The sequence below is a fragment of the Naasia lichenicola genome (assembly GCF_004801885.1).
GTDB lineage: Bacteria > Actinomycetota > Actinomycetes > Actinomycetales > Microbacteriaceae > Naasia > Naasia lichenicola.
In genome coordinates this window covers 318873-338590 of record NZ_SSSM01000003.1, presented here as the reverse complement: position 1 = coordinate 338590, position 19718 = coordinate 318873, and the positions used below count along the sequence as shown (strand labels likewise).

General features: G+C 69.2%; 22 protein-coding genes. 15 read left to right on the top strand and 7 right to left on the bottom strand.

What is annotated here, in order from left to right; all coding sequences use genetic code 11:
- Positions 1 to 121: 121 nt before the first annotated feature.
- Together lipA and lipB are read right to left on the bottom strand one after the other, a co-directional pair.
- Positions 122 to 1117: a lipoyl synthase gene (gene lipA, locus E6C64_RS06740; RefSeq protein ID WP_233255534.1), complete on the bottom strand. Its 996-nt coding sequence runs from the start codon at positions 1115 to 1117 to the stop codon at positions 122 to 124.
- Between the two features lie 20 nt (positions 1118 to 1137).
- The gene (lipB, locus tag E6C64_RS06735) at positions 1138 to 1827 is read right to left on the bottom strand and encodes a lipoyl(octanoyl) transferase LipB (RefSeq protein ID WP_136426870.1); all 690 of its coding nucleotides are present in this window, start codon (positions 1825 to 1827) and stop codon (positions 1138 to 1140) included.
- 198 nt (positions 1828 to 2025) lie between these two features.
- On the opposite strand from lipB, the gene ffh reads away from it, so the two are divergent.
- Positions 2026 to 3588 carry a signal recognition particle protein gene (ffh, locus tag E6C64_RS06730; protein ID WP_136426869.1) on the top strand — a complete coding sequence of 521 codons (1563 nt, stop codon included), beginning with the start codon at positions 2026 to 2028 and terminating at the stop codon, positions 3586 to 3588.
- A 63-nt stretch (positions 3589 to 3651) separates the two neighbouring features.
- Here ffh and E6C64_RS06725 read toward each other — a convergent pair whose 3' ends face one another.
- Both E6C64_RS06725 and E6C64_RS06720 read right to left on the bottom strand, forming a co-directional pair.
- Complete coding sequence (locus E6C64_RS06725) at positions 3652 to 4182, bottom strand: hypothetical protein (protein ID WP_136426868.1); 531 nt, start codon at positions 4180 to 4182, stop codon at positions 3652 to 3654.
- Positions 4179 to 4904 carry an RNA polymerase sigma factor gene (locus tag E6C64_RS06720; protein WP_136426867.1) on the bottom strand — a complete coding sequence of 242 codons (726 nt, stop codon included), beginning with the start codon at positions 4902 to 4904 and terminating at the stop codon, positions 4179 to 4181. Before E6C64_RS06720 ends, E6C64_RS06725 begins: the two co-directional genes overlap by 4 nt.
- Before the next feature lie 158 nt (positions 4905 to 5062).
- Here E6C64_RS06720 and E6C64_RS06715 point away from each other — a divergent pair, with 158 nt between their 5' ends.
- A complete protein-coding gene (locus E6C64_RS06715; RefSeq protein WP_136426866.1) occupies positions 5063 to 5893 on the top strand; it encodes an META domain-containing protein in 831 nt (276 codons plus the stop codon).
- Positions 5894 to 6022: 129 nt separating this feature from the next.
- Here E6C64_RS06715 and E6C64_RS06710 read toward each other — a convergent pair whose 3' ends face one another.
- Positions 6023 to 6448 carry an ester cyclase gene (locus E6C64_RS06710; RefSeq protein ID WP_136426865.1) on the bottom strand — a complete coding sequence of 142 codons (426 nt, stop codon included), beginning with the start codon at positions 6446 to 6448 and terminating at the stop codon, positions 6023 to 6025.
- Positions 6449 to 6564: 116 nt separating this feature from the next.
- On the opposite strand from E6C64_RS06710, the gene E6C64_RS06705 reads away from it, so the two are divergent.
- The 4 genes from E6C64_RS06705 to E6C64_RS06690 all read left to right on the top strand — a co-directional run bounded on the left by E6C64_RS06705 (position 6565) and on the right by E6C64_RS06690 (position 11122).
- A complete protein-coding gene (locus E6C64_RS06705; RefSeq protein ID WP_233255503.1) occupies positions 6565 to 7365 on the top strand; it encodes an LLM class F420-dependent oxidoreductase in 801 nt (266 codons plus the stop codon).
- A gap of 78 nt (positions 7366 to 7443) precedes the next feature.
- Positions 7444 to 8052 carry a 2Fe-2S iron-sulfur cluster-binding protein gene (locus E6C64_RS06700; RefSeq protein WP_136426864.1) on the top strand — a complete coding sequence of 203 codons (609 nt, stop codon included), beginning with the start codon at positions 7444 to 7446 and terminating at the stop codon, positions 8050 to 8052.
- Entirely contained in the window at positions 8049 to 9032 is a 984-nt protein-coding gene (locus E6C64_RS06695; protein WP_136426863.1) for an FAD binding domain-containing protein, read from the top strand. The genes E6C64_RS06700 and E6C64_RS06695 overlap by 4 nt, the downstream gene beginning before the upstream one ends.
- The gene (locus E6C64_RS06690; protein ID WP_136426862.1) at positions 9029 to 11122 is read left to right on the top strand and encodes a xanthine dehydrogenase family protein molybdopterin-binding subunit; all 2094 of its coding nucleotides are present in this window, start codon (positions 9029 to 9031) and stop codon (positions 11120 to 11122) included. The genes E6C64_RS06695 and E6C64_RS06690 overlap by 4 nt, the downstream gene beginning before the upstream one ends.
- A 24-nt stretch (positions 11123 to 11146) precedes the next feature.
- Here E6C64_RS06690 and E6C64_RS06685 read toward each other — a convergent pair whose 3' ends face one another.
- Positions 11147 to 12283, bottom strand: a complete 1137-nt coding sequence (locus E6C64_RS06685; RefSeq protein WP_136426861.1) for a glutamate--cysteine ligase — start codon at positions 12281 to 12283, stop codon at positions 11147 to 11149.
- 190 nt (positions 12284 to 12473) lie between these two features.
- Here E6C64_RS06685 and E6C64_RS06680 point away from each other — a divergent pair, with 190 nt between their 5' ends.
- The 5 genes from E6C64_RS06680 to trmD all read left to right on the top strand — a co-directional run bounded on the left by E6C64_RS06680 (position 12474) and on the right by trmD (position 15759).
- The gene (locus tag E6C64_RS06680; RefSeq protein ID WP_233255502.1) at positions 12474 to 13400 is read left to right on the top strand and encodes a DMT family transporter; all 927 of its coding nucleotides are present in this window, start codon (positions 12474 to 12476) and stop codon (positions 13398 to 13400) included.
- A 243-nt stretch (positions 13401 to 13643) separates the two neighbouring features.
- A complete protein-coding gene (rpsP, locus tag E6C64_RS06675) occupies positions 13644 to 14063 on the top strand; it encodes a 30S ribosomal protein S16 (protein WP_136426860.1) in 420 nt (139 codons plus the stop codon).
- Positions 14064 to 14066: 3 nt separating this feature from the next.
- Complete coding sequence (locus tag E6C64_RS06670) at positions 14067 to 14303, top strand: RNA-binding protein (protein WP_136426859.1); 237 nt, start codon at positions 14067 to 14069, stop codon at positions 14301 to 14303.
- A gap of 7 nt (positions 14304 to 14310) precedes the next feature.
- Positions 14311 to 15039, top strand: coding sequence for a ribosome maturation factor RimM (gene rimM / locus E6C64_RS06665; RefSeq protein ID WP_136426858.1), 729 nt, complete (start codon positions 14311 to 14313; stop codon positions 15037 to 15039).
- 18 nt (positions 15040 to 15057) lie between these two features.
- Positions 15058 to 15759 (top strand): tRNA (guanosine(37)-N1)-methyltransferase TrmD, encoded by a 702-nt coding sequence (trmD, locus tag E6C64_RS06660; protein WP_136426857.1) that lies wholly within the window; start codon positions 15058 to 15060, stop codon positions 15757 to 15759.
- Between the two features lie 100 nt (positions 15760 to 15859).
- On the opposite strand, the gene map is transcribed toward trmD, so the two are convergent.
- Positions 15860 to 16630, bottom strand: a complete 771-nt coding sequence (gene map, locus E6C64_RS06655; RefSeq protein ID WP_136426856.1) for a type I methionyl aminopeptidase — start codon at positions 16628 to 16630, stop codon at positions 15860 to 15862.
- 124 nt (positions 16631 to 16754) lie between these two features.
- Between map and E6C64_RS06650 the strand changes: the two genes are divergently transcribed.
- From E6C64_RS06650 to rnhB, 4 genes are all read left to right on the top strand, one after another.
- Positions 16755 to 17240 carry a hypothetical protein gene (locus E6C64_RS06650; RefSeq protein ID WP_136426855.1) on the top strand — a complete coding sequence of 162 codons (486 nt, stop codon included), beginning with the start codon at positions 16755 to 16757 and terminating at the stop codon, positions 17238 to 17240.
- 230 nt (positions 17241 to 17470) lie between these two features.
- Positions 17471 to 17818, top strand: a complete 348-nt coding sequence (rplS, locus tag E6C64_RS06645) for a 50S ribosomal protein L19 (RefSeq protein WP_136426854.1) — start codon at positions 17471 to 17473, stop codon at positions 17816 to 17818.
- A 305-nt stretch (positions 17819 to 18123) separates the two neighbouring features.
- Positions 18124 to 18912: a signal peptidase I gene (lepB, locus tag E6C64_RS06640; protein ID WP_233255533.1), complete on the top strand. Its 789-nt coding sequence runs from the start codon at positions 18124 to 18126 to the stop codon at positions 18910 to 18912.
- Positions 18909 to 19709, top strand: coding sequence for a ribonuclease HII (gene rnhB / locus E6C64_RS06635; protein ID WP_233255501.1), 801 nt, complete (start codon positions 18909 to 18911; stop codon positions 19707 to 19709). Before lepB ends, rnhB begins: the two co-directional genes overlap by 4 nt.
- The last annotated feature ends 9 nt before the right edge of the window (positions 19710 to 19718 follow it).

The following is a 19718-nucleotide window of genomic DNA, read 5'->3' as shown; positions in this document are numbered from 1 at the left end:
TAGGTGCCGCGCTCACATCACCCGGTCCTCACCGAATCAAGGAGATTCTGCTGGCCGCCGACGAAGTCATGCGGATTCCGGCCCCTGTGAACGAAGAAATCCTTGATTCGGTCGGAGATGCCTAGCCGACGGCCTGGGCGAAGCCGAGCGATTCGTCTGCGAGGTGCTGCAGGCCGTCGGGCAGCTCGAGGCCCTTGCGAGCCATGGACTGCGCCCACAGCCGGCCCGCGCGATACGAGGAGCGCACCAGCGGTCCGGCGAGGACACCGAGGAAGCCGATCTCGTCGGCCTCCTCCTTGATCTCGACGAACTCGGCCGGGGTGACCCAGCGATCGACGGGCAGGTGGCGCGGAGTCGGACGCAGGTACTGAGTCACGGTGACGATGTCGGTCCCGGCGTCGTGCAGGTGCTGGAGCGCCTCACTGATCTCGGCGCGGGTCTCGCCCATGCCCAGAATCAGATTCGACTTGGTGATCAGCCCGGCGGCGCGCGCCTGGCTGAGCACCCCGAGCGAGGTCTCGTAGGTGAAGGCGGGGCGGATCCGCTTGAACAGCCGCGGAACCGTCTCGACGTTGTGCGCGAATACCTCGGGCCGGCTGGAGAAGACCTCGCCGAGCAGGTCGGGGTTGCCGGAGAAGTCGGTGGCGAGGATCTCGACGCCGGTTCCCGGGTTCATCGCGTGGATCTGGCGGACCGTCTCGGCGTGCAGCCACGCGCCCTCGTCGGGCAGGTCGTCGCGGGCCACGCCGGTGACGGTCGCGTAGCGCAGGGCCATCCGCTGCACCGACTCGGCGACCCGACGCGGCTCGTCGGTGTCGTACTGAGCGGGCTTGCCCGTGTCGATCTGGCAGAAGTCGCAGCGCCTCGTGCACTGCGCCCCGCCGATGAGGAAGGTGGCCTCCCGGTCCTCCCAGCACTCGTAGATGTTGGGGCAGCCGGCCTCCTGGCAGACGGTGTGCAGGCCCTCCTCCTTGACGAGGCCCTGGAGCTGCTTGTACTCGGGCCCGAACTTGGCGCGGGTCTTGATCCATTCGGGCTTGCGCTCGATCGGCGTCTCGGCGTTGCGGGACTCGATCCGCAGCATCTTGCGGCCGTCCTTGCCGATCTCGAGCGGCATGCCGATGTTGACGGCCGGGCTCATGCGGCCACCTCTCGGACAATGGCCGATGTTCCGGCGTCGCTGTGCAGCACTGCGGCCTCCAGGTGTCGGGTCACGATGCCGACGATGTCGGTCGGCGTGACGGAGCGGCCGAGAATGGCGCTGATGGTGGTGACGCCCGCGTCGGAGATGCCGCAGGGGATGATCGCCGCGTACGGGGTGAGCTCGTTGGAGCAGTTGAGGGCGAAGCCGTGCATGGTGACTCCCTCCTGGACGCGCAGCCCGATGGCTCCGACCTTGTCGAACACCTCGCCGCCGAACGGACTGTCACGGCGGACCCAGACCCCGGATCTGCCCTGCACGCGCTGCGCCTCGACACCGAGCTCGGCGAGCACGTCGAGCATGACGGCTTCGAGCCGGCGGACGAACGCCACCACGTCGATCGGCTCGCGCAGCCGGACGATCGGATAGCCGACGAGCTGACCCGGCCCGTGCCAGGTGATCTTGCCGCCGCGATCGACGTCGATGACCGGGATGCTCGAGTCGACGGGCCGCTCGACGGGCAGCGTTCGCTTGCCCGCCGTGTAGACGCTCTGGTGCTCGCAGAAGATCACGGTGTCGGGGCGCTCCCCGGTGACCACCTCGCGATGGATGCGGCGCTGGAGATCCCAGCCCGCGCGGTAGTCGAGGTATTCGGGAGCGAGCCCGGCGTGCACGATGTCAGCCACGCGACCAGAGTAGATCTATTTTCTGTACCGAGTACATCAACCCCGGTTTGCTGCGTTCCGGCTCAATGTGGACGGCTCTGTAGGCCGACTCGTTCGGGCACATCTGCCGGTTTCGCAGGCATCCACATCGGCGCATCCCGCCGGGTCCGCCGATTCTCGGATCCGACGTCCGAGCGGCGATCTAAACTTGACGCCGATATGGCTACCTTCGGCACGCTCTCCGACCGGCTCACCCAGGCACTCGCGAACCTCCGCGGCAAGGGCAGGCTGTCCGCCGCCGACGTCGACAGCACGGTGCGCGAGATCAGGCGCGCCCTGCTCGAGGCCGACGTCAACCTCGAGGTCGTCAAGCAGTTCACCGGCACGGTGCGCGAGCGGGCGATGGAGGCGAGCCTCAGTCAGGCGCTCAACCCGGCCCAGCAGGTCGTCCAGATCGTCAACGAGGAGCTCGTCGCGATACTCGGCGGCCAGCAGCGCCGGCTCGAATTCGCGAAGCGCCCGCCGACCATCATCATGCTCGCCGGCCTGCAGGGAGCCGGAAAGACAACCCTCGCGGGCAAGCTCGCCAAGTGGCTCGCCAAGGACGGGCACACCCCGCTGCTCGTGGCCTGTGACCTCCAGCGCCCGAACGCCGTCACCCAGCTGCAGGTCGTCGGCGAGCAGGCGGGCGCCCAGGTCTACGCGCCCGAGCCCGGCAACGGCGTCGGCAACCCGGTGCGCGTCGCCAAGGACTCCATCAAGTTCGCTCAGGACAAGCAGTTCGACGTCGTCATCGTCGACACTGCGGGCCGCCTCGGTGTCGACGCGGACATGATGAAGCAGGCCGCCGACATCCGGAAGGCCATCGATCCGGACGAGGTCCTGTTCGTCATCGACTCGATGATCGGCCAGGATGCCGTCGCCACCGCGAAGGCGTTCCAGGACGGCGTCGACTTCACGGGCGTCGTGCTCTCCAAGCTCGACGGCGACGCCCGCGGCGGTGCGGCGCTGTCGGTCGCCTCGGTGACCGGACGGCCGATCATCTTCTCGTCCACAGGCGAGGGCCTGGACGACTTCGAGCCCTTCTACCCCGACCGGATGGCGAGCCGGATCCTCGACCTCGGCGACATCCTCACCCTCATCGAGCAGGCCCAGTCGGCCTTCGACGAGGACCAGGCCCGTGAGATGGCCGAGAAGTTCGCCACCGACAGCTTCACGCTCGACGACTTCCTCAAGCAGATGCAGCAGCTGCGCAACATGGGCTCGATCAAGAAGATGATCGGCATGCTGCCCGGCGCGAAGGGCATGCGCGAGCAGCTCGACAACTTCGACGAGCGCGAGATCGTGCGCACCGAGGCGATCATCCAGTCGATGACCAAGGCGGAGCGGGTGAACCCCAAGCTGCTCAACGGATCGCGTCGACTGCGGATCGCGCGCGGCTCGGGCATGACCGTGACCGACGTGAATCAGCTGGTGCAGCGCTTCGATCAGGCCGCCAAGATGATGAAGACCGTCGCCAAGGGCGGCGTTCCGCAGGTGCCCGGCATGGGCCCCATCCCCGGCGCCGGCTACGGCGGCAAGAAGAAGCCGCTGGTCAAGAAGCAGGGCTCGCGTTCCGGCAATCCGGCCAAGCGGGCGGCGGAGAACGCGGCGCTCGCCGCCGGCGCCGCCAATAAGCCGACGAACGCCGGGGGGACAGGATTCGGCCTCGGCGGCGGGGCCAAGAAGGGTGGTCCGAGCGAGGAGGAGCTCGCCGCCCTCCAGAAGATGCTCGGTAGCTAGCGGGGACCCGACGATCCGCGGGGCGGCGCTGCCCAGCCGGCCCGCTCCGCGTTCGCGCCGGAGCTACTCGGCGGGCTGCATGCCGATCGCCGCACAGGCGGCGAGCGGATCGATCCGCGCCGTCGGATCGAGGGTGAGCACGCCGTAGTCGTCGCCGGTGCGGCAGACCAGGTACTCGGGCAGCGCGCTCGAATCCGCCATCGTCGAGCTGCTCGCGTCTCCGCTTCCGTCGGCACCGGGGGCGGCGCTGTCGCTCGACCCGCCGGCCGTGCTCTCCTGGCGGCTGTCCGCGGCCGCAGCCACCGTCGTGCACTGGATCAACGCGCGCTCCGCCGCCGTTCCTTCACCCGACTCCAGGTCGCCGTTCGAGGTGAGCGACGCAGGATCAGACGCGGCGTAGCAGCCGACCTGACCGGCTGTCGGCTGGATCGCGACGCTGATCCCGGCCACTACGAGGATCGCCGCAATGCTCGCCGCCAGCCCGAACGCCAGCCGTGAGCGTCGCCGGGATCGATCGATCCGCAGCGACACCGCAGCCGCGATCCGGTCGAGCGCCGCGGCGGAGGGCTCGATGTCCGGGCGTCCAGAGGTCATGAGTCGCTCCCGTTGCCGAGCAGATCTCGCAGTCGGCGGCGGGTGCGCGAGAGCCGGTTGCGGACCACGCCGTGCGCGACGCCCAGCTTCTCGGCCGCCTCTGCGTAGCTGAGACCGTCCGCCAGACAGAGTCGGGCGATCTGCGCGTCGAGCGGATCGAGGCCGGCGAGCGCCGCATCGACCGCATCGCGTGCCGTGGCGGCGAGCAGCTCCGCCTGAGGATCGGCGAGCTCGGTCAGCTCGCGCGCCCGCTCCTCACGCAGTCGCAGGCGCTTCTCGCCGCGGATCCGATTGAGGGCCAGGTTGCGAGCCGTCACGATGAGCCACGGCGCGACCGAGTCGGCGACAAGGCGCACGTCATCCGTCCTCCTGCGCCAGAGCACCAGGAAGGCGTCTTGGGCGAGCTCCTCCGCGTCCGCCGCGACACCGGTGACCGACAGCGCCGCGAGATAGACGGCCCGGCTGTGCCGCCGGACGAGCGCATCGAACGCCTTCCGATCCCCGGCGAGCGCCAAGAGCTCGAGCAGATCGCCGTCCGACGGCTCGACGTCGCCGTGGAGACCCGAGTCGATGTCCGGCTCGTGCGCCGGATCGACGCCGGACTGGTCGGCGCGGGCGGCCGCGCGCTCGGCACCGCCCTCCATCCGCGCTCCTCTGCTCGCCGGGACCCGCCGCCAGGACGCGCGGTCCCAGGTCGGGTTCCCTTCGAGGACGGTGCTCACATCATGGACTGTCCGCCTCGCTCGGGATCGTCTCACACCGGCGCGCTCGGATCGGGATCCCACTGCCTCCGACGCCGATCTGAGACGCTTCCCGTGTCGGCGGACACTCCCCTGCAGAGACGCCTCTGCGCCTCACGCCGAACCGAGGACGGACCGACATGACTGCCACGCCGATCGCCCGACGCCTGCTCACCGCCGCGATCGCCGTCGCCGCGGCGGCTCTGCTCAGCGCCTGTGCCGCCACCGCCGGCTCCTCCGGATCGGACGGCCAGTCCGACTCGGTCGGTCCGGCCCGCGCCCAGCTGCTCGGACGCTGGGTGCCGACGGACGAGGGCGCATCGCCCGATGCCTTCGTGCAGTTCGACGACGACGGCACGGTGACCCTGTCCGATGGCTGCAACGGGGGAGAGGGCACCTGGACGCTGGAGGGCACGACCTTCACCGCGGAGACCGGCCCGCACACCGAGATGTTCTGCGACGGCTACGTCGACACCCACACCTGGCTCTCCACCGCCCGCTCGATCGGATTCGAGGACGGCGAGCTCGTGCTCGCCGACGCCGACGGCGCCTCCATCGGGCGGCTCACGCCCAGCACCGAGGGCGCGATGCCCATCGAGCCAGGCATCGGCGACGGCAGCGCGCTGCCCGTCTCGCCCACGGCCGAGGAGCTCGTCGGCCGGTGGACCCCGGCGGACGTCGACCTGGACGCCATCTCCGTCGCCGAGGGCTCATCCGTGGAATTCCGCGCCGACGGCACCGTCAGCGCCACCGACGGATGCCTCGTGCAGTCGGGCACCTGGTCCATCGACGGCCAGCAGCTCACCTCCGTCGTCGCACCGGACACCGCAGCGATGGGCGACCGGGTCTGCGATGCGGTGCAGCGCTACTCATGGCTCTCGGGCACCCACGCCGCGGTTCTCAGCAACGGCACCGTGCAGATCTGGGACGAGCTCGGCGCCGTCATCGGCCTGCTCACCCCGCAGCCCTGATCAGGCTCCGCTCATCCGGTTCGGGCCGGGGAGCGGCGGCGCAGCGAGCGCCGAAAGGGGCTCCATCCGCCTCTGCAGCGCGGACGGAGCCCCTCCTTCGACCCGCTCGACCGGCAGAGCGGCAGGGGATCAGGCGGCGCCGATCTGCGTGAGGATGCCCGCCTCGTCCGTGGCGCCCCAGCGCTCGACCAGCTTTCCGTCGGCGAAGCGTCCCACCTGGATGCCGCGCACCTTGATGCGCTTTCCGCTCGGCGCGATCCCCTGGAACTCACCCGTGTGCGTGCCCTCGACGTCGAGCACGACGGTGACATGCTCGTCGTCCGCCGAGACGACCTGCGGCGTCATGGTCGCGTCGGGGAAGGCGCTGAGGAACGTGGTCCAGAACTCCTTGATCCCCGCGACGCCGTCCGGCTGACCGGGCGCCGGGTCGTGATCGACGACATCGGTCGCGAAGATCTCGTCGAGGGAGTCGATGTCCCGTGCGGTGAGGAGTTCGCCGAGCCGCTGCTGCGCCTCCAGGTTGGTGTCTCGGGCTGAGGTTGTGGCGATGGCCATGTCGCTCCTAGGGGATCGAGTTCGGACGTTTCCGTGTTCCCTGCCTACGCCTCCACTTCGAGTGTCTGCTCAACGCCCGAGGTCAGAGCGGTGTGTGCCAGCCGTAGGCTTGTCGAGTGAGCATCGATGCCTTCAAGGCCGACCAGCGTCCCATCCGACTCGGCGTGCAGATCGCGCCCCAGCACGCGCCATACGCCGCGATCCGCGAGGCGGCGGCCATCTCCGAGGATCTCGGAGCGGACATCATCTTCAACTGGGACCACTTCTACCCGCTGTCCGGTGAGCCGGACGGGCTGCACTTCGAGTCGTGGACGATCCTCGCCGCGTGGGCCGAGCAGACCAACCGGATCGAGATCGGCCCCCTCGTCAACTGCAACACCTACCGCAACCCCAACCTCCAGGCCGACATGGCCCGCACCATCGATCACATCAGCGACGGCCGGTTCATCTTCGGCACCGGCTCCGGCTGGTTCGAGCGGGACTACGACGAGTACGGCTACGAGTTCGGCACGGTCGGATCGCGTCTCGACGCGCTCGCCGCAGATCTGCCGACCATCCGCGATCGCTGGACGAAGCTGAACCCGGCACCCACCCGCGACATCCCGATCCTGATCGGCGGCGGAGGAGAGAAGAAGACGCTGCGCCTGGTCGCCGAGCACGCCGACATCTGGCACAGCTTCGGCGATGTCGAGACGATGACCCGCAAGCTCGGCATCCTCGAGCAGCACGCCGCCGAGGTCGGCCGCGATGTCAGCGAGATCGAGCTCTCGAACGAGCTGCGCGGACGGGACGAGAAGACCGCCGACGAGCTGCTCGAGGTCGGCGTGCGCCTGTTCACGATCGGCGTCACGGGCCCGACCTACGACATCGACACCGTCCGCCGCTGGATCGCCTGGCGCGACGCCCACAACGGCTGAGGCGGGCTGCGGCATAGCCGCGTCACGGGTCGGTCGCAAGCCCGTGACGGCGGCGCTCGGCATCCCTATCGTGAAGCGATGGCAGCGACGCGCATCGAGGTACCTCGGTCGGCCATCGCGATCACCCTCAACGGCGAGCGCACAGCGGTCGAGGTCGACAACAGGACCTCTCTCCTCGACCTGCTCCGCGAGCAGCTCGGGCTGACGGGAGCGAAGAAGGGCTGCGATCACGGGCAGTGCGGCGCCTGCACGGTGCTCGTCGACTCGCGCCGCGTGAATGCCTGTCTCACTCTCGCCGTGACACTCGACGGCGCCGAAATCCACACCATCGAGGGTCTCTCGGACGGCGGAGAGCTGCATCCCGTTCAGCGCGCCTTCCTCGAGCGCGACGCCTTCCAGTGCGGCTACTGCACCCCCGGGCAGATCTGCTCCGCGGTCGGCGCGATCCGCGAGGCGAAGGACGGCTGGCCGAGTCATGTGACGGAGGACCTCAGCGCTGCAGCGGTGGTCCTCGATGACGAGGAGGTGCGAGAGCGGATGAGCGGCAACCTCTGCCGATGCGGGGCCTACGCGAACATCGTCCCTGCGGTGCTCGACGCCGCCGGCGAGGGCAGCGACGACGGCACCGACCTGCCGCGGCGCGAGGAGTTCCATCCGATCCCCTCCGTGGAGGAGGTGGCGGGATGAAGCCATTCGAGTACGAGCGTGCGGACGACGTCGCGGGTGCGGTGGCGACGCTCGAGCGGGACCCGGATGCGAAGTACCTCGCCGGGGGCACCAACCTGGTCGACCTGATGCGACTGCGCGTCGAGACCCCCTCGCGTCTCGTCGACGTCAACCGGCTGGACCTCGGCGGGATCGTCGTGGAGGCGGACGGCGCCGTGCGCATCGGAGCCGCCGTCCGCAACAGCGACCTCGCCGCCGATCCGGTCATCCGAGAGCGGTACCCCGTGCTGTCCCGGGCCCTGCTGTCGGCCGCCTCCGGTCAGCTGAGGAACATGGCGAGCGTCGGCGGCAACCTCCTGCAGCGCACCCGCTGCGTCTACTTCATGGATTCCAGCAAGCCCTGCAACAAGCGCGAGCCCGGATCCGGCTGTCCCGCCATCGTCGGCGTCTCGCGCGAGCTCGCGATCCTCGGCGCCTCGGAGCACTGCATCGCCACCCACCCGGGAGACATGGCCGTCGCCCTCACCGCGCTGGATGCGATCGTGCACTTCGAGACGGCCGCCGGACCGGACTCGCTGCCGATGAGCGGCTTCCACCGCCTCCCGGGCGACGACCCGAGTCGTGACACGAACCTCCCACCCGGCGCGCTGATCACCTCCGTCGAGGTCCCGCCGCTGTCGTTCGGCGGGCGTTCCACCTACCGCAAGGCCCGCGATCGCCGCTCCTACGCCTTCGCGCTCGCGTCCGTCGCCGCGGCGCTCGACGTCGAGGACGGCATCATCCGCGATCTCCGCATCGCTGTGGGCGCCGTGTCCCACAAGCCGTGGCGGGCGACCGTGGCCGAAGAGCTCCTCCGCGGCTCTCCTGCCACGCCGGACAGATTCGAGGCGGCGATCCGAGCCGAGCTCGACATCGCGAGGCCTACCGAGCAGAACGCCTTCAAGATCCCATTGGTCACCCGGCTCGTCGTCGGGGTCCTCGACGAGCTGGCGCACCCGTGAGCGCGATCGGCGCCTCCCTCGCCCGGATCGAGGGCATCGAGAAGGTCACCGGTGCGGCGGACTACGCCTATGAGACGACGGCGGAGCAGGAGACGCTCTACGGCTGGGTCGTGCAGTCGTCGATCGTGACGGGACGCATCCTCGACATCGGTGTCGACGCCGTCCTCGCTCTCCCCGGGGTCGTCGAGGTGGTCACCTGGCGGAACGCCCCGCATCTCGAGGACACCGGCGACGGGGAGCTCAATGTGCTCCAGCACGCGATCATCTCCTACCGCGGCCAACCCGTGGCGGTGGTGATCGCCGAAACCCTCGAGACCGCGCGCGAAGCGGCGAACGTCCTCGAGGTCAGCTACTCCGCGGGTGAATCCGATGTCCTGATGAGCCCGGACCATCTTCGGCTCTACGCCCCGGACAAGGTGAACCCCGCCTTCGAGACCGACAGCGTGATCGGCGAGGTCGACGTCGCGCTCGCCGATGCCGTGACCTCCATCGACCACAGCTACAGCACGCCCGCGCTGTTCAACAACCCGATGGAGCCGCACGCGACCACGGCCGAATGGCAGGGCGGCCGGCTCGAGCTGGTCGATTCGACGCAGGGGAGTAGCGTCACCGCCGAGCAGATCGGCGCACTCTTCGGCATCCCCGGCGAGGCGGTCCATGTCCGCGCGGAGCACGTGGGTGGAGGCTTCGGATCGAAGGGATCGCCGCGGCCGAACGTGCCCCTGGCGGCGATCGCCGCCAAGATCACCGGACGGCGGGTCAAGCTCGCCTACACCCGTCAGATGATGTCCTCGCTGGCCGGGTATCGGACGCCGACGGTGTCGCGGATGCGGCTCGGCGCGGATGCGGATGGGCGGCTGACGGCGATCTCGCACGAGGCCTTCTCGCAGACCTCGACGCTGTTCGAGTTCGCCGAGCAGACCGCCGAAGCGACGCGGCATATGTACGCGGCGCCCAACCGGCGCACCACGCACCGACTCGTCGCCCTCGACGTCCCGACGCCGCGATGGATGCGCGCACCCGGGGAGTGTCCGGGGATGTACGCGCTCGAGTCGGCGATGGACGAGCTCGCGGCGGCCGCCGGCATCGACCCGATCGAGCTGCGTCGTCGGAACGAGCCCGAGCGCGACCCGGAGCTCGACGTGCCGTACAGCAGCCGCGACCTCATCGGCTGCATGGAGCGCGGAGCCGAGCTCTTCGGCTGGGCGGAGCGCGATCCGCGGCCCGCCGCGCACATCGACGGACGGTGGGCGATCGGGACGGGCATGGCCGCATCGACCTATCCGGCCATGGCGCAGCCGAGCGGCGCGGTGGTCACCGCGATGCCGGACGGCCGCTACCGACTCGGCATCAACGCGACCGACATCGGCACAGGATCCCGCACGGTCATGCGCCAGATCGCCGCGGACGCCCTGGATGTCGAGCCGGAGGCGATCGACATCCGGATCGCCGATTCGAATCTGCCGAAGGCCTCGGTCGCCGGCGGATCCTCCGGCACCGCCTCATGGGGCTGGGCGGTGACGAAGGCCTGCCGCGAGCTGCGGATCAGCCTCCAGACGGGGATGACCATCCCGCCCGACGGCATCACCGTGACGGCGACGACCGACGCCGAGATCGCCGCGCAGGAGGAGCTGTCGCGGCACGCCTTCGGCGCCCAGTTCGTCGAGGTGCGGGTGGACCTCGACTCGGGGGAGGTCGTCGTGCCGCGGATGGTGGGCGTCTTCGCGGCCGGCCGGATCATGAATCCCCGGCTCGCCCGCTCGCAGTTCATCGGCGCGATGACCATGGGGCTCGGCATGGCGCTGCACGAGGTCGGCGAGCTCGACACCGTCCTCGGCGACTACGCGAACCACGACTTCGCGACCTACCACATCCCCGCGTGCGCCGACGTGAAGGACATCCGAGTCGAGTGGCTCGACGAGGAAGACACCCACCTGTCGCCGATGGGCGGCAAGGGGATCGGGGAGATCGGGATCGTGGGAGCAGCAGCCGCCGTGGCCAACGCGGTGGCGCACGCGACCGGGATCCGGGTGCGCGACCTGCCCATCCAGCCCGACAAGCTCATCGCCGATCTGCCCGCTCGATTCTGAGGCGCATCGCGGAAGCGGTGCGGATCAGCGGGCGAGGCCGTCGCGGAGCTCAGCGACCAGGGCGGCGACGACGGCCTTCGTGCTGCCTGCGTTCTGAGCCGAGACCGCGAGCTGCCGCTCATAGCTCGCGCCGCGATCGAGGATCACCTCGAGGTCGTGCAGCTCGTCGGCGCAGCCGAGCCGGTCGGCGATGGGATCGAGGCGGGCGATCAGCTCGCGAGTGTCATCACGGACCAGCCGCTCGTCTCCGGCCGCGTTCTGGATCAGGATCGTCTCCATGCCGTAGCGGGCGGCGCGCCACTTGTTCTCCCGCACGTACCAGGGCTGCATGGTGGGCACCTCCTCGCCGCGGTCGAGCTGGTCCGACAGCTCCTCGACGAGGCACTGCACCAGCGCCGCGAGAGCGCCGACCTCGAGCGTGGAGGACATCCCGTCGCAGGCGCGCACCTCTACGGTGCCCCACTTGGGCGATGGCCGGATGTCCCAGCGGATCTCGTCGTAGTGGTCGATGACGCCGATGTGCAGCAGATCGTCGACCATCGCCTCGTATTCGGTCCAGTCCGCGAACTGCGGCGGGAGACCGGCGGTCGGCAGCTGCTGGAATAGCATGGCCCGGCTCGAGGCGTAGCCCGTCGCCTCGCCGGTCCAGAACGGACTCGACGCGGACAGGGCCTGCAGATGCGGGTAGTAGGTGAGCAGGCCGTTGAGGATGGGGAGGACCTTGCTCCGGTCCTCGACGCCGACGTGCATGTGCACGCCCCAGATGAGCATCTGCCGACCCCACCACTGCGTGCGATCGATGAGCGTGGCGTAGCGCTCCTTGTCGGTGACCCGCTGCTGCGTCCACTGCGCGAACGGATGGGTGCCGGCGCACATGAGATCCACGCCCATGGGCTCGGCGACCTCGCGGACCTTGGCGATGGTCTCCTCCAGGTCGCGGACCGCGGCGCCGACCGTCGAATGCACCCCGGAGATGACCTCGACGGTGTTCGTCAGCAGCTCGCCCGCCAGCCGGGAGAAGCCGCTGTCGTCGGTGAGATCGAGCTGCTCGAGGATCTCGGGAGCCACGGGGGCGAGATCACCGCTCGAGTGATCGACGAGAGCGAGCTCCCATTCGAGTCCGAGCGTTCCTCGCTCGGACCGGGTGAAGTCAATGGCCACGGGGCAATCCTGACATAGCGGCCCGACATGGCGGCCCTGATCACACGGGGATACCGCCGATCCGGACGGCGGCGGGAGAGTCCGAGTGGTGGGCTTGTGGGCCCGGTCTTCGCCGGATCTGGCGCCTCCGGGAGGTGCCGTGTCCGAAAGGCACCGGTGAGGCGTCGGAGGTTCGAACTAGCGTCGAGTGGTGGTCACCACTCCGAACCCTCTCCGCACCCCTCCCGCCCTGTCGTCAGGGGGCAGCAGGCTCGAGCCTCTGGTGATCGCCGCGATCGTTACCACCCTGCTCTCCTGGGCGAGCGCGTTCATCGTGATCCGCGGCTCGGGCGCCGACTTCTCGGCGGGCGGGCTCGCCCTCGGACGCATGCTCGTCGGGTCCGCGGCGCTCGGCGTGCTCTGCGTCGGCAAGCGGTGGATCCGTCCGACCCGCCGCGAGGTGCTGATGATCCTCGCGTTCGGTGCTCTGTGGTTCGGCGCCTACAACGTGCTGCTCGGCCTTGCCGAGCAGACCCTGGACGCCGGGACGACGGCGCTGATCGTGGGCATCGGCCCGATCCTGATCGCCCTCGGAGGCGGCCTCATCCTCCGCGAGGGGATCAGCCGCTGGCTGGTGATCGGCACCTCCGTCGCCTTCGCCGGCGTCGTGCTGATCGGGATCTCCAATGGAGTGCGCGGATTCCACCTCCTGGTCGGCGTCGTCGCTGCGGTCCTGGCCGCCCTCACCTACGCGGCGGGAGTGCTCTTCCAGAAGCCCGTGCTGCGACGCCTTCCGGTCAGCGAGGTCACCTTCCTCGGCGCTCTCGCGGGTGCGGCAGTCTGCCTGCCGTTCGCCGGACCGCTGATCTCCGACGTCGCGACAGCGCCGATCGCATCGACCCTCGGCGTGGTCTACCTCGGTGTCGTGCCGACCGCGATCGCCTTCACCACCTGGGGCTACGCCCTCAGCCGCATGCCCGCCGGCCAGCTCGGTGTCACCACCTACCTGGTGCCGCCGCTCGTCATCCTCGCCGGGCTCGTGGTGTTCCAGGAGGTGCCCACCGTCACGGCGATCATCGGCGGCGTGCTGTGCCTGGTCGGCGTCGGTCTGTCGCGGCGTCGACCGTCGCTCTCCTGATCCCGCGAGACGTTCGATTCAGGGCGGAATCGTCCATCTCGCGCCCGCTGACGGCACGCGTTCCCGAATTCGGCAGGGCCGGCGGTTCCGACTGCGCGCGCGGTCTGTCACAATAGTTGGTCGGGCCAGCTGCATCCGACCCTCTAATCAGATGCCCGGCCCCATCCAGAGCTTCCGCCGAGTGTGCCCCCACGCCCGCGGCAACAGGTTCACCAAACATCAAGGTCAACACACAGGAGAGTTGTGGCTGTCAAGATTCGTCTCAAGCGCATGGGCAAGATCCGCGCGCCGTACTACCGCATCGTCGTCGCCGACTCGCGCACCAAGCGCGATGGCCGCGTGATCGAGGAGATCGGCAAGTACCACCCCACCGAGCAGCCCTCGTACATCGAGGTCGACGGCGAGCGCGCGCAGTACTGGCTCGGGGTCGGCGCGCAGCCGACCGAGCAGGTCGCCGCGATCCTCAAGCTCACGGGCGACTGGGGCAAGTACAAGGGCGACGCCAGCGCGGTCAGCACCGTTCAGGTGAAGGCCCCCAAGGAGCCGTTCCAGGCCGACGAGAAGAAGCGCGCCGTGCTCAAGCCCAAGGCCGAGCCCAAGGCCGCCCCCGTCGAGGCGCCCGCCGCCGAGACCGAGGCAGCTGACGAGACGGACCAGGCCTAGTCCATGCTTGCCGCCGCACTCGAGCACCTCGTCAAGGGCATCGTCGACAATCCTGACCAGGTCAAGGTCACCGAGAAGTCGACGGGCCGTGGCGAGCTGCTCGAGGTGCGCGTGCATCCCGACGACCTCGGCCGAGTGATCGGCCGCGCCGGTCGCACCGCCAAGGCACTCCGCACTCTTGTCGGGGCGCTCGCCGACGGTCGACGCGTGCGCGTCGACGTCGTCGACACCGACGAGTAGTCGGGTCGTGGCTCGTGGCAAGGCGAGCGGCCAGTCCGCTCAGACACAGCTCCGCGTCGGACGCCTGACCAAGGCGCACGGCCTCAAGGGCGCGCTCAAGCTCGAGCTGTTCACCGACGATCCCGCCAAGCGGTTCGCACCGGGAGCGGAGTTCTCGCTCCAGGTGCCCACCAGCTCGCCGTGGCACGGCAAGCGGATCTCGCTGACGGAGCTGCGCTGGTACAACGGCCATCCCGTCGGCTTCTTCGAGGGCGTCGCCGACCGCACCGCAGCGGAATCCCTGGTCAAGGCCATCCTCTGGGTCGAACAGCCCGTCGATGAGCCGGGGGAGGAAGACGCCTGGTACGACCACCAGCTGGTCGGACTGACCGTCGTGCGCGACGGCTCGCCCGTCGGCACCATCGCCCGGCTCGAGCATCTGCCTGCGCAGGATCTGCTCGTCGTGAAGACCGCCGACGGCGAGGTGCTGGTCCCGTTCGTCAAGGCGATCGTGCCCAGCGTCGACATCGAGGCGCGAGTGGTCACCGTCACGCCGCCGGCAGGGCTCTTCGAGGAGCTCGTGGACGAGGACCCCGAGCCCGAGGCCTCTGAGCCCGCCGAGACGGCCGACCCCAAGGGTGAAGCCGACGACGCTGCGGGCGACGCTGAGTCCGACGGACCGGAGCCGGGGACGTCGGCAGACTCCGCGGCCGCGGCTCCCGATGACGCCTCGCCCGACTCGTCGCCCCGCGACTGAACGCCTCGAGGCACTGACGTGCGCATCGATATCGTCACGATCTTCCCCGAGTTCTTCTCGGTGCTCGACGTCTCGCTGCTGGGCAAGGCGCGCAGCAGTGGACTGCTCGACGTGCGCGCGCACGATCTGCGCGAATGGACGCACGACCGCCATCGAACCGTCGACGACACCCCCTACGGCGGGGGAGCCGGCATGGTCATGCGACCCGAGCCGTGGGGCGAGGCCCTCGACCAGCTCCTCACGCCAAATGCCGAGAGCGGGTTGTCAGACGCCGTCGTGATCGTGCCGTCGCCTGCAGGCGTGCGCTTCACGCAGGTGCTCGCCCGAGAGCTCGCTCAGGAGCGCCACCTCGTCTTCGCATGCGGACGCTACGAGGGCATCGATCAGCGCGTGATGGATTCCGCGGCCCAGCGGGTGCGCGTGCTCGAGGTCAGCCTCGGCGACTACGTGCTGAACGGGGGAGAGGTCGCCTCGCTGGCGATGATCGAGGCGATCGGACGCCTGATCCCCGGCGTCATCGGCAATCCCGCGAGCCTCGACGAGGAGAGTCACGAGGACGGGCTGCTCGAGTATCCGAGCTACACCAAGCCCGCCTCATGGCGCGGCCTCGACGTGCCGCCCGTGCTGCTCTCGGGCAACCACGGCGCGATCGCCGCGTGGCGCCGCGAGCAGCAGCTGGCCCGCACCCGCCGGGTGCGCCCCGACCTGCTCTCCGACTGACTCCGGGTCTCGACCGGTCCCTCGATCGAGATGCCAGTTTCCGTCCTCATATCGCTCAGATAGGGACGGAAAGTGGCATCTCGATGAGATGCGTCCTGGGTCAGGACGCGCGCTTGGTGAGGATGATCGGGCCGTCGTCGGTGATGGCGACCGTGTGCTCCGAGTGGGCGCCGCGGGATCCGTCGGCGCTGCGCAGGGTCCAGCCGTCGGCATCCGTGTAGAGCTCGTCCGTCGTCGCGAGCAGCCACGGCTCGATGGCGATCACGAGGCCGGGACGCAGCTTGAGCCCGCGCCCTGCTCGACCGTTGTTGGCCACATGCGGGTCGCCGTGCATGGTGTGACCCACTCCATGGCCGCCGAACTCGAGGTTCACGGAGTAGCCGGCTGCCTCGCAGACATCGCCGATCGCGGCCGAGATGTCGCCGATCTTGTTGCCGACGACCGCCTGGGCGATGGCGGCGTCGAGCGCGATCTCGGTGGTGCGGATGAGACGCGCATCCTCTTCGTCCACCGTCCCGGCGATCACGGTCAGCGCGGAGTCGGTGACCCAGCCGTCGACCGACGCGGCGAAGTCGACGCTCACGACGTCGCCGTCCTGGATCACGTAATCGAAGGGCAGCCCGTGCAGCACGGCGTCGTTGACGGATGTGCAGAGCACCTTGCCGAACGGCATCGCGCCGAACGACGGGTGATAGTCGATGTAGCAGCTCTCGGCGCCGCGCTCGGTGATCATCTGGTGGGCGATCCGATCCAGCTCGAGCAGGTTGACCCCGACGGCGATGCGATCGCGCAGCGTCTCGAGCACGCTCGCCACGAAGACGCCTGCCGGTCGCATCGCATCGATCTCGGCGGGTGTTCTGAGCTCGATCATGGTTCTCCTCTTTCCGAATCAGCCTAAACGCCTGGCGTCAGCTCCCCGTCGAGGCCCGGGAACGGGCGCGTGCTCTGGGCGAACGTCATGCGCGCTCCAAGCAACTCGGCCGTACCCTCGTCTCATGTTGGTGCGCAAGGCGTTCTACTGGTGGCAGCTCGCGTCGGTCGTCGTGCTGCCCGTCTGGATCCTCGTCGGCTGGGCCGTGTTCGGCTCCTCCACCTCCTCGTTCCTCGGTGTCGCGCTCACCGCCCCGTTCCTCGTCGTGGCACTGCTGGTCGTGACCGGCCTGCTGCTGGCGCGCCGCAGCGTGCGAACGACCCGTGCACTCTCCTTCCTCGACGTGGGAGTGCTGGCCGCGTGGCACGCGATGATCATCGGGCTCGGCTTCTTCGGTGCGACAGCGGAACTGTTCGGCGTGCTCTCGATCGCCGCGGGGATCGTGGCCTTCTGGGCGATCGCCTGGCAGATCTTCGACGAGGCCCGCAAGCGGGTCCGTGCAGTCTTCGAGACGATCGATCGGACCGCTCGCACGCCGGCCTCGCGCGCACCCATCGACGCGGGCGAGTACATCGTCATCCAGCCGCCGTCGGGAGCGCCTCGGTCCTGAACCGGGAGCCGTCCTCGGGTCGGATCGGCCGCACCGGGCTCGGATTGCGAGCCCTCCGGAGACTGTGACACAATAAGCGGTCGTGCCCGGCCCGGTTCTGCCGCAGGGGAATCAGCTCGTCTCGCGCACGAATCCAGAAATCATCTCTCGCCCACAGGCGATGGCATCAGGCCGTCGGTGTGCGTGCACAGACATGCGATCGACCCGCGGCGGTTGCAGGAAGCGAAACCATGAACATTCTCGATGAGCTCGACGCAGCATCGCTGAAGAGCGACATCCCCGACTTCCGGCCCGGCGACACCGTCAAGGTGCACGTCAACATCGTCGAAGGCAGCCGCAGCCGTATCCAGGTCTTCCAGGGCGTCGTCATCGCCCGTCAGGGAGCCGGCGTCCGCGAGACCTTCACGGTCCGCAAGATCAGCTTCCAGGTCGGCGTGGAGCGCACCTTCCCGGTGCACTCCCCGATCATCGATCACATCGAGGTCGTCTCGCGCGGAGATGTCCGGCGCGCGAAGCTGTACTACCTGCGTGGTCTGCGCGGCAAGAAGGCCAAGATCAAGGAGAAGCGCGACGCCTGATCAGCGTCCCCTCCACAACTGGAGCAGGCAGGCGCACAGGGACGACCTGTTGCGCGACGCCTAAACTGAACCCCCGCGACTTACACTGTCGCGGGGGTTCTGCGTTTGCTCCGGCTCATTCAGCCGGACTGCAGCGCGGCATGGAAGATGACGGGTGGACCGGCGTGACCGACAGCGCTTCGTACGGCGCATCCCGGGCCAGCGACGCGGTGGATGCCACCGCAGACTCATCGCCCGTGCCTGCACCGACTCTCTCCAGCGGAACCCGGTCGGACGACTCGGCGCAGCCGGTGACCCGGCGATCGCTGCGTGGCGCACAGGGCGGTCGACAGGGCGGCAAGCCGCGGGGGATCGGGCTCTTCCTACGCGACGTGCTCATCATCCTCGTCGTCGCGGTGCTCGTCTCGTTCCTCATCAAGACCTTCCTGGTGCGCTCGTTCTACATCCCCTCCGGCTCGATGGAGGACACCCTTCAGATCGACGACCGGATCATCGTCAACCAGCTCACTCCCGAGCTGATGCCGCTCAACCGCGGCGACGTCGTCGTGTTCCGTGATCCCGGCGGATGGCTCCTCGCCCAGGAGCCGGTGCAGCAGCCGCCTGTCACGGCCGCCATCGACTGGGTGCTGTCCTTCGTTGGGCTGTCCGCGCCCGACAGCAACGATCACCTGATCAAGCGGCTGATCGGGCTTCCGGGCGACCACGTCACCTGCTGCAACGCGCTCGGTCAGATGAGCGTCAACGGCGTTCCCCTCGACGAGCCGTACATCAAGCTGCCCGAGGGCGTCACGCGGGTCAGCGAGATCGACTTCGATGTGACAGTGCCCGCCGACTCCCTCTGGGTGATGGGCGACAACCGCTACAACTCGCGCGACTCCCGCTACAACCAGGACCAGCCGACGAAGGGCTTCGTGCCGATCTCGAACGTCGTGGGGCGCGCGCTGCTGATCAGCTGGCCGATCGATCGCTGGACCTGGCTCGACAACTATCCGTCTGTCTTCCGCGACGCGGGACAGCAGGACGACGCGCTCGCCCGAGAGCCCGAAACCGTGGCGGCAGGTGTCGCGCGGGATCTCAAGGAGAGCGCCCAGTGACCGATTCGACGCCTACCACCCCTCGTCGGCCCAGCCCTCGACCGGCTGCGAAGCGGTCGCCTGCCGCCAAGGCGCCGACCTTGCGGCGCGAGCGCGACCTGATGGAGGCCGGCGCGGAGTTCGTGATCGGCTGCGATGAGGTCGGCCGCGGCGCCATCGCGGGCCCGGTGGCGGTCGGGGTCTGCATCGTCGACATCCGCAAGCGCGTTCCCAGGGGCCTGCGCGACTCGAAGCTGCTCTCCGAGAAGGTCCGCGAGAGCCTCGCGCCACCCGTAGCGGGCTGGGCGGTCGGATCGGCGATCGGCATGTCGAGCAACGACGAGATCGATCGGTTCGGGCTCACCATCGCTCTGGGGCTGGCCGGGTCACGCGCCGTCATCGGCCTGCTCGAGCAGGGCTTCGAGCTCGGCGGCTCCGCCCTCATCCTCGACGGCAAGTTCGACTACCTCACCCCGGCCCTGGCTCGCGAGGGCGTCGGCTCCGGCCCGCGGGTGGTCACCCGGATCAAGGCGGACATGGACTGCGCCTCCGTCTCGGGCGCCTCGGTCCTGGCCAAGGTCGCCCGCGACCGTCTGATGATCGACCACCATGAGCAGCGGCCGCATTACGGCTGGGTCAGCAACAAGGGATACGGCTCGGCCTCGCACTGGGCGGCGATCGATCAGGTCGGCCCGAGCGAGCTGCATCGCCACACCTGGCTGCGGACGCCGTCGCTGTTCGACCTCGGGCCGTCGGTCGACGATCAGGGATCCGAGCGCGACGTCGAGGCCGCCTTCGAGGGTCCGTCCGCCGGGTAGGATCGGTTC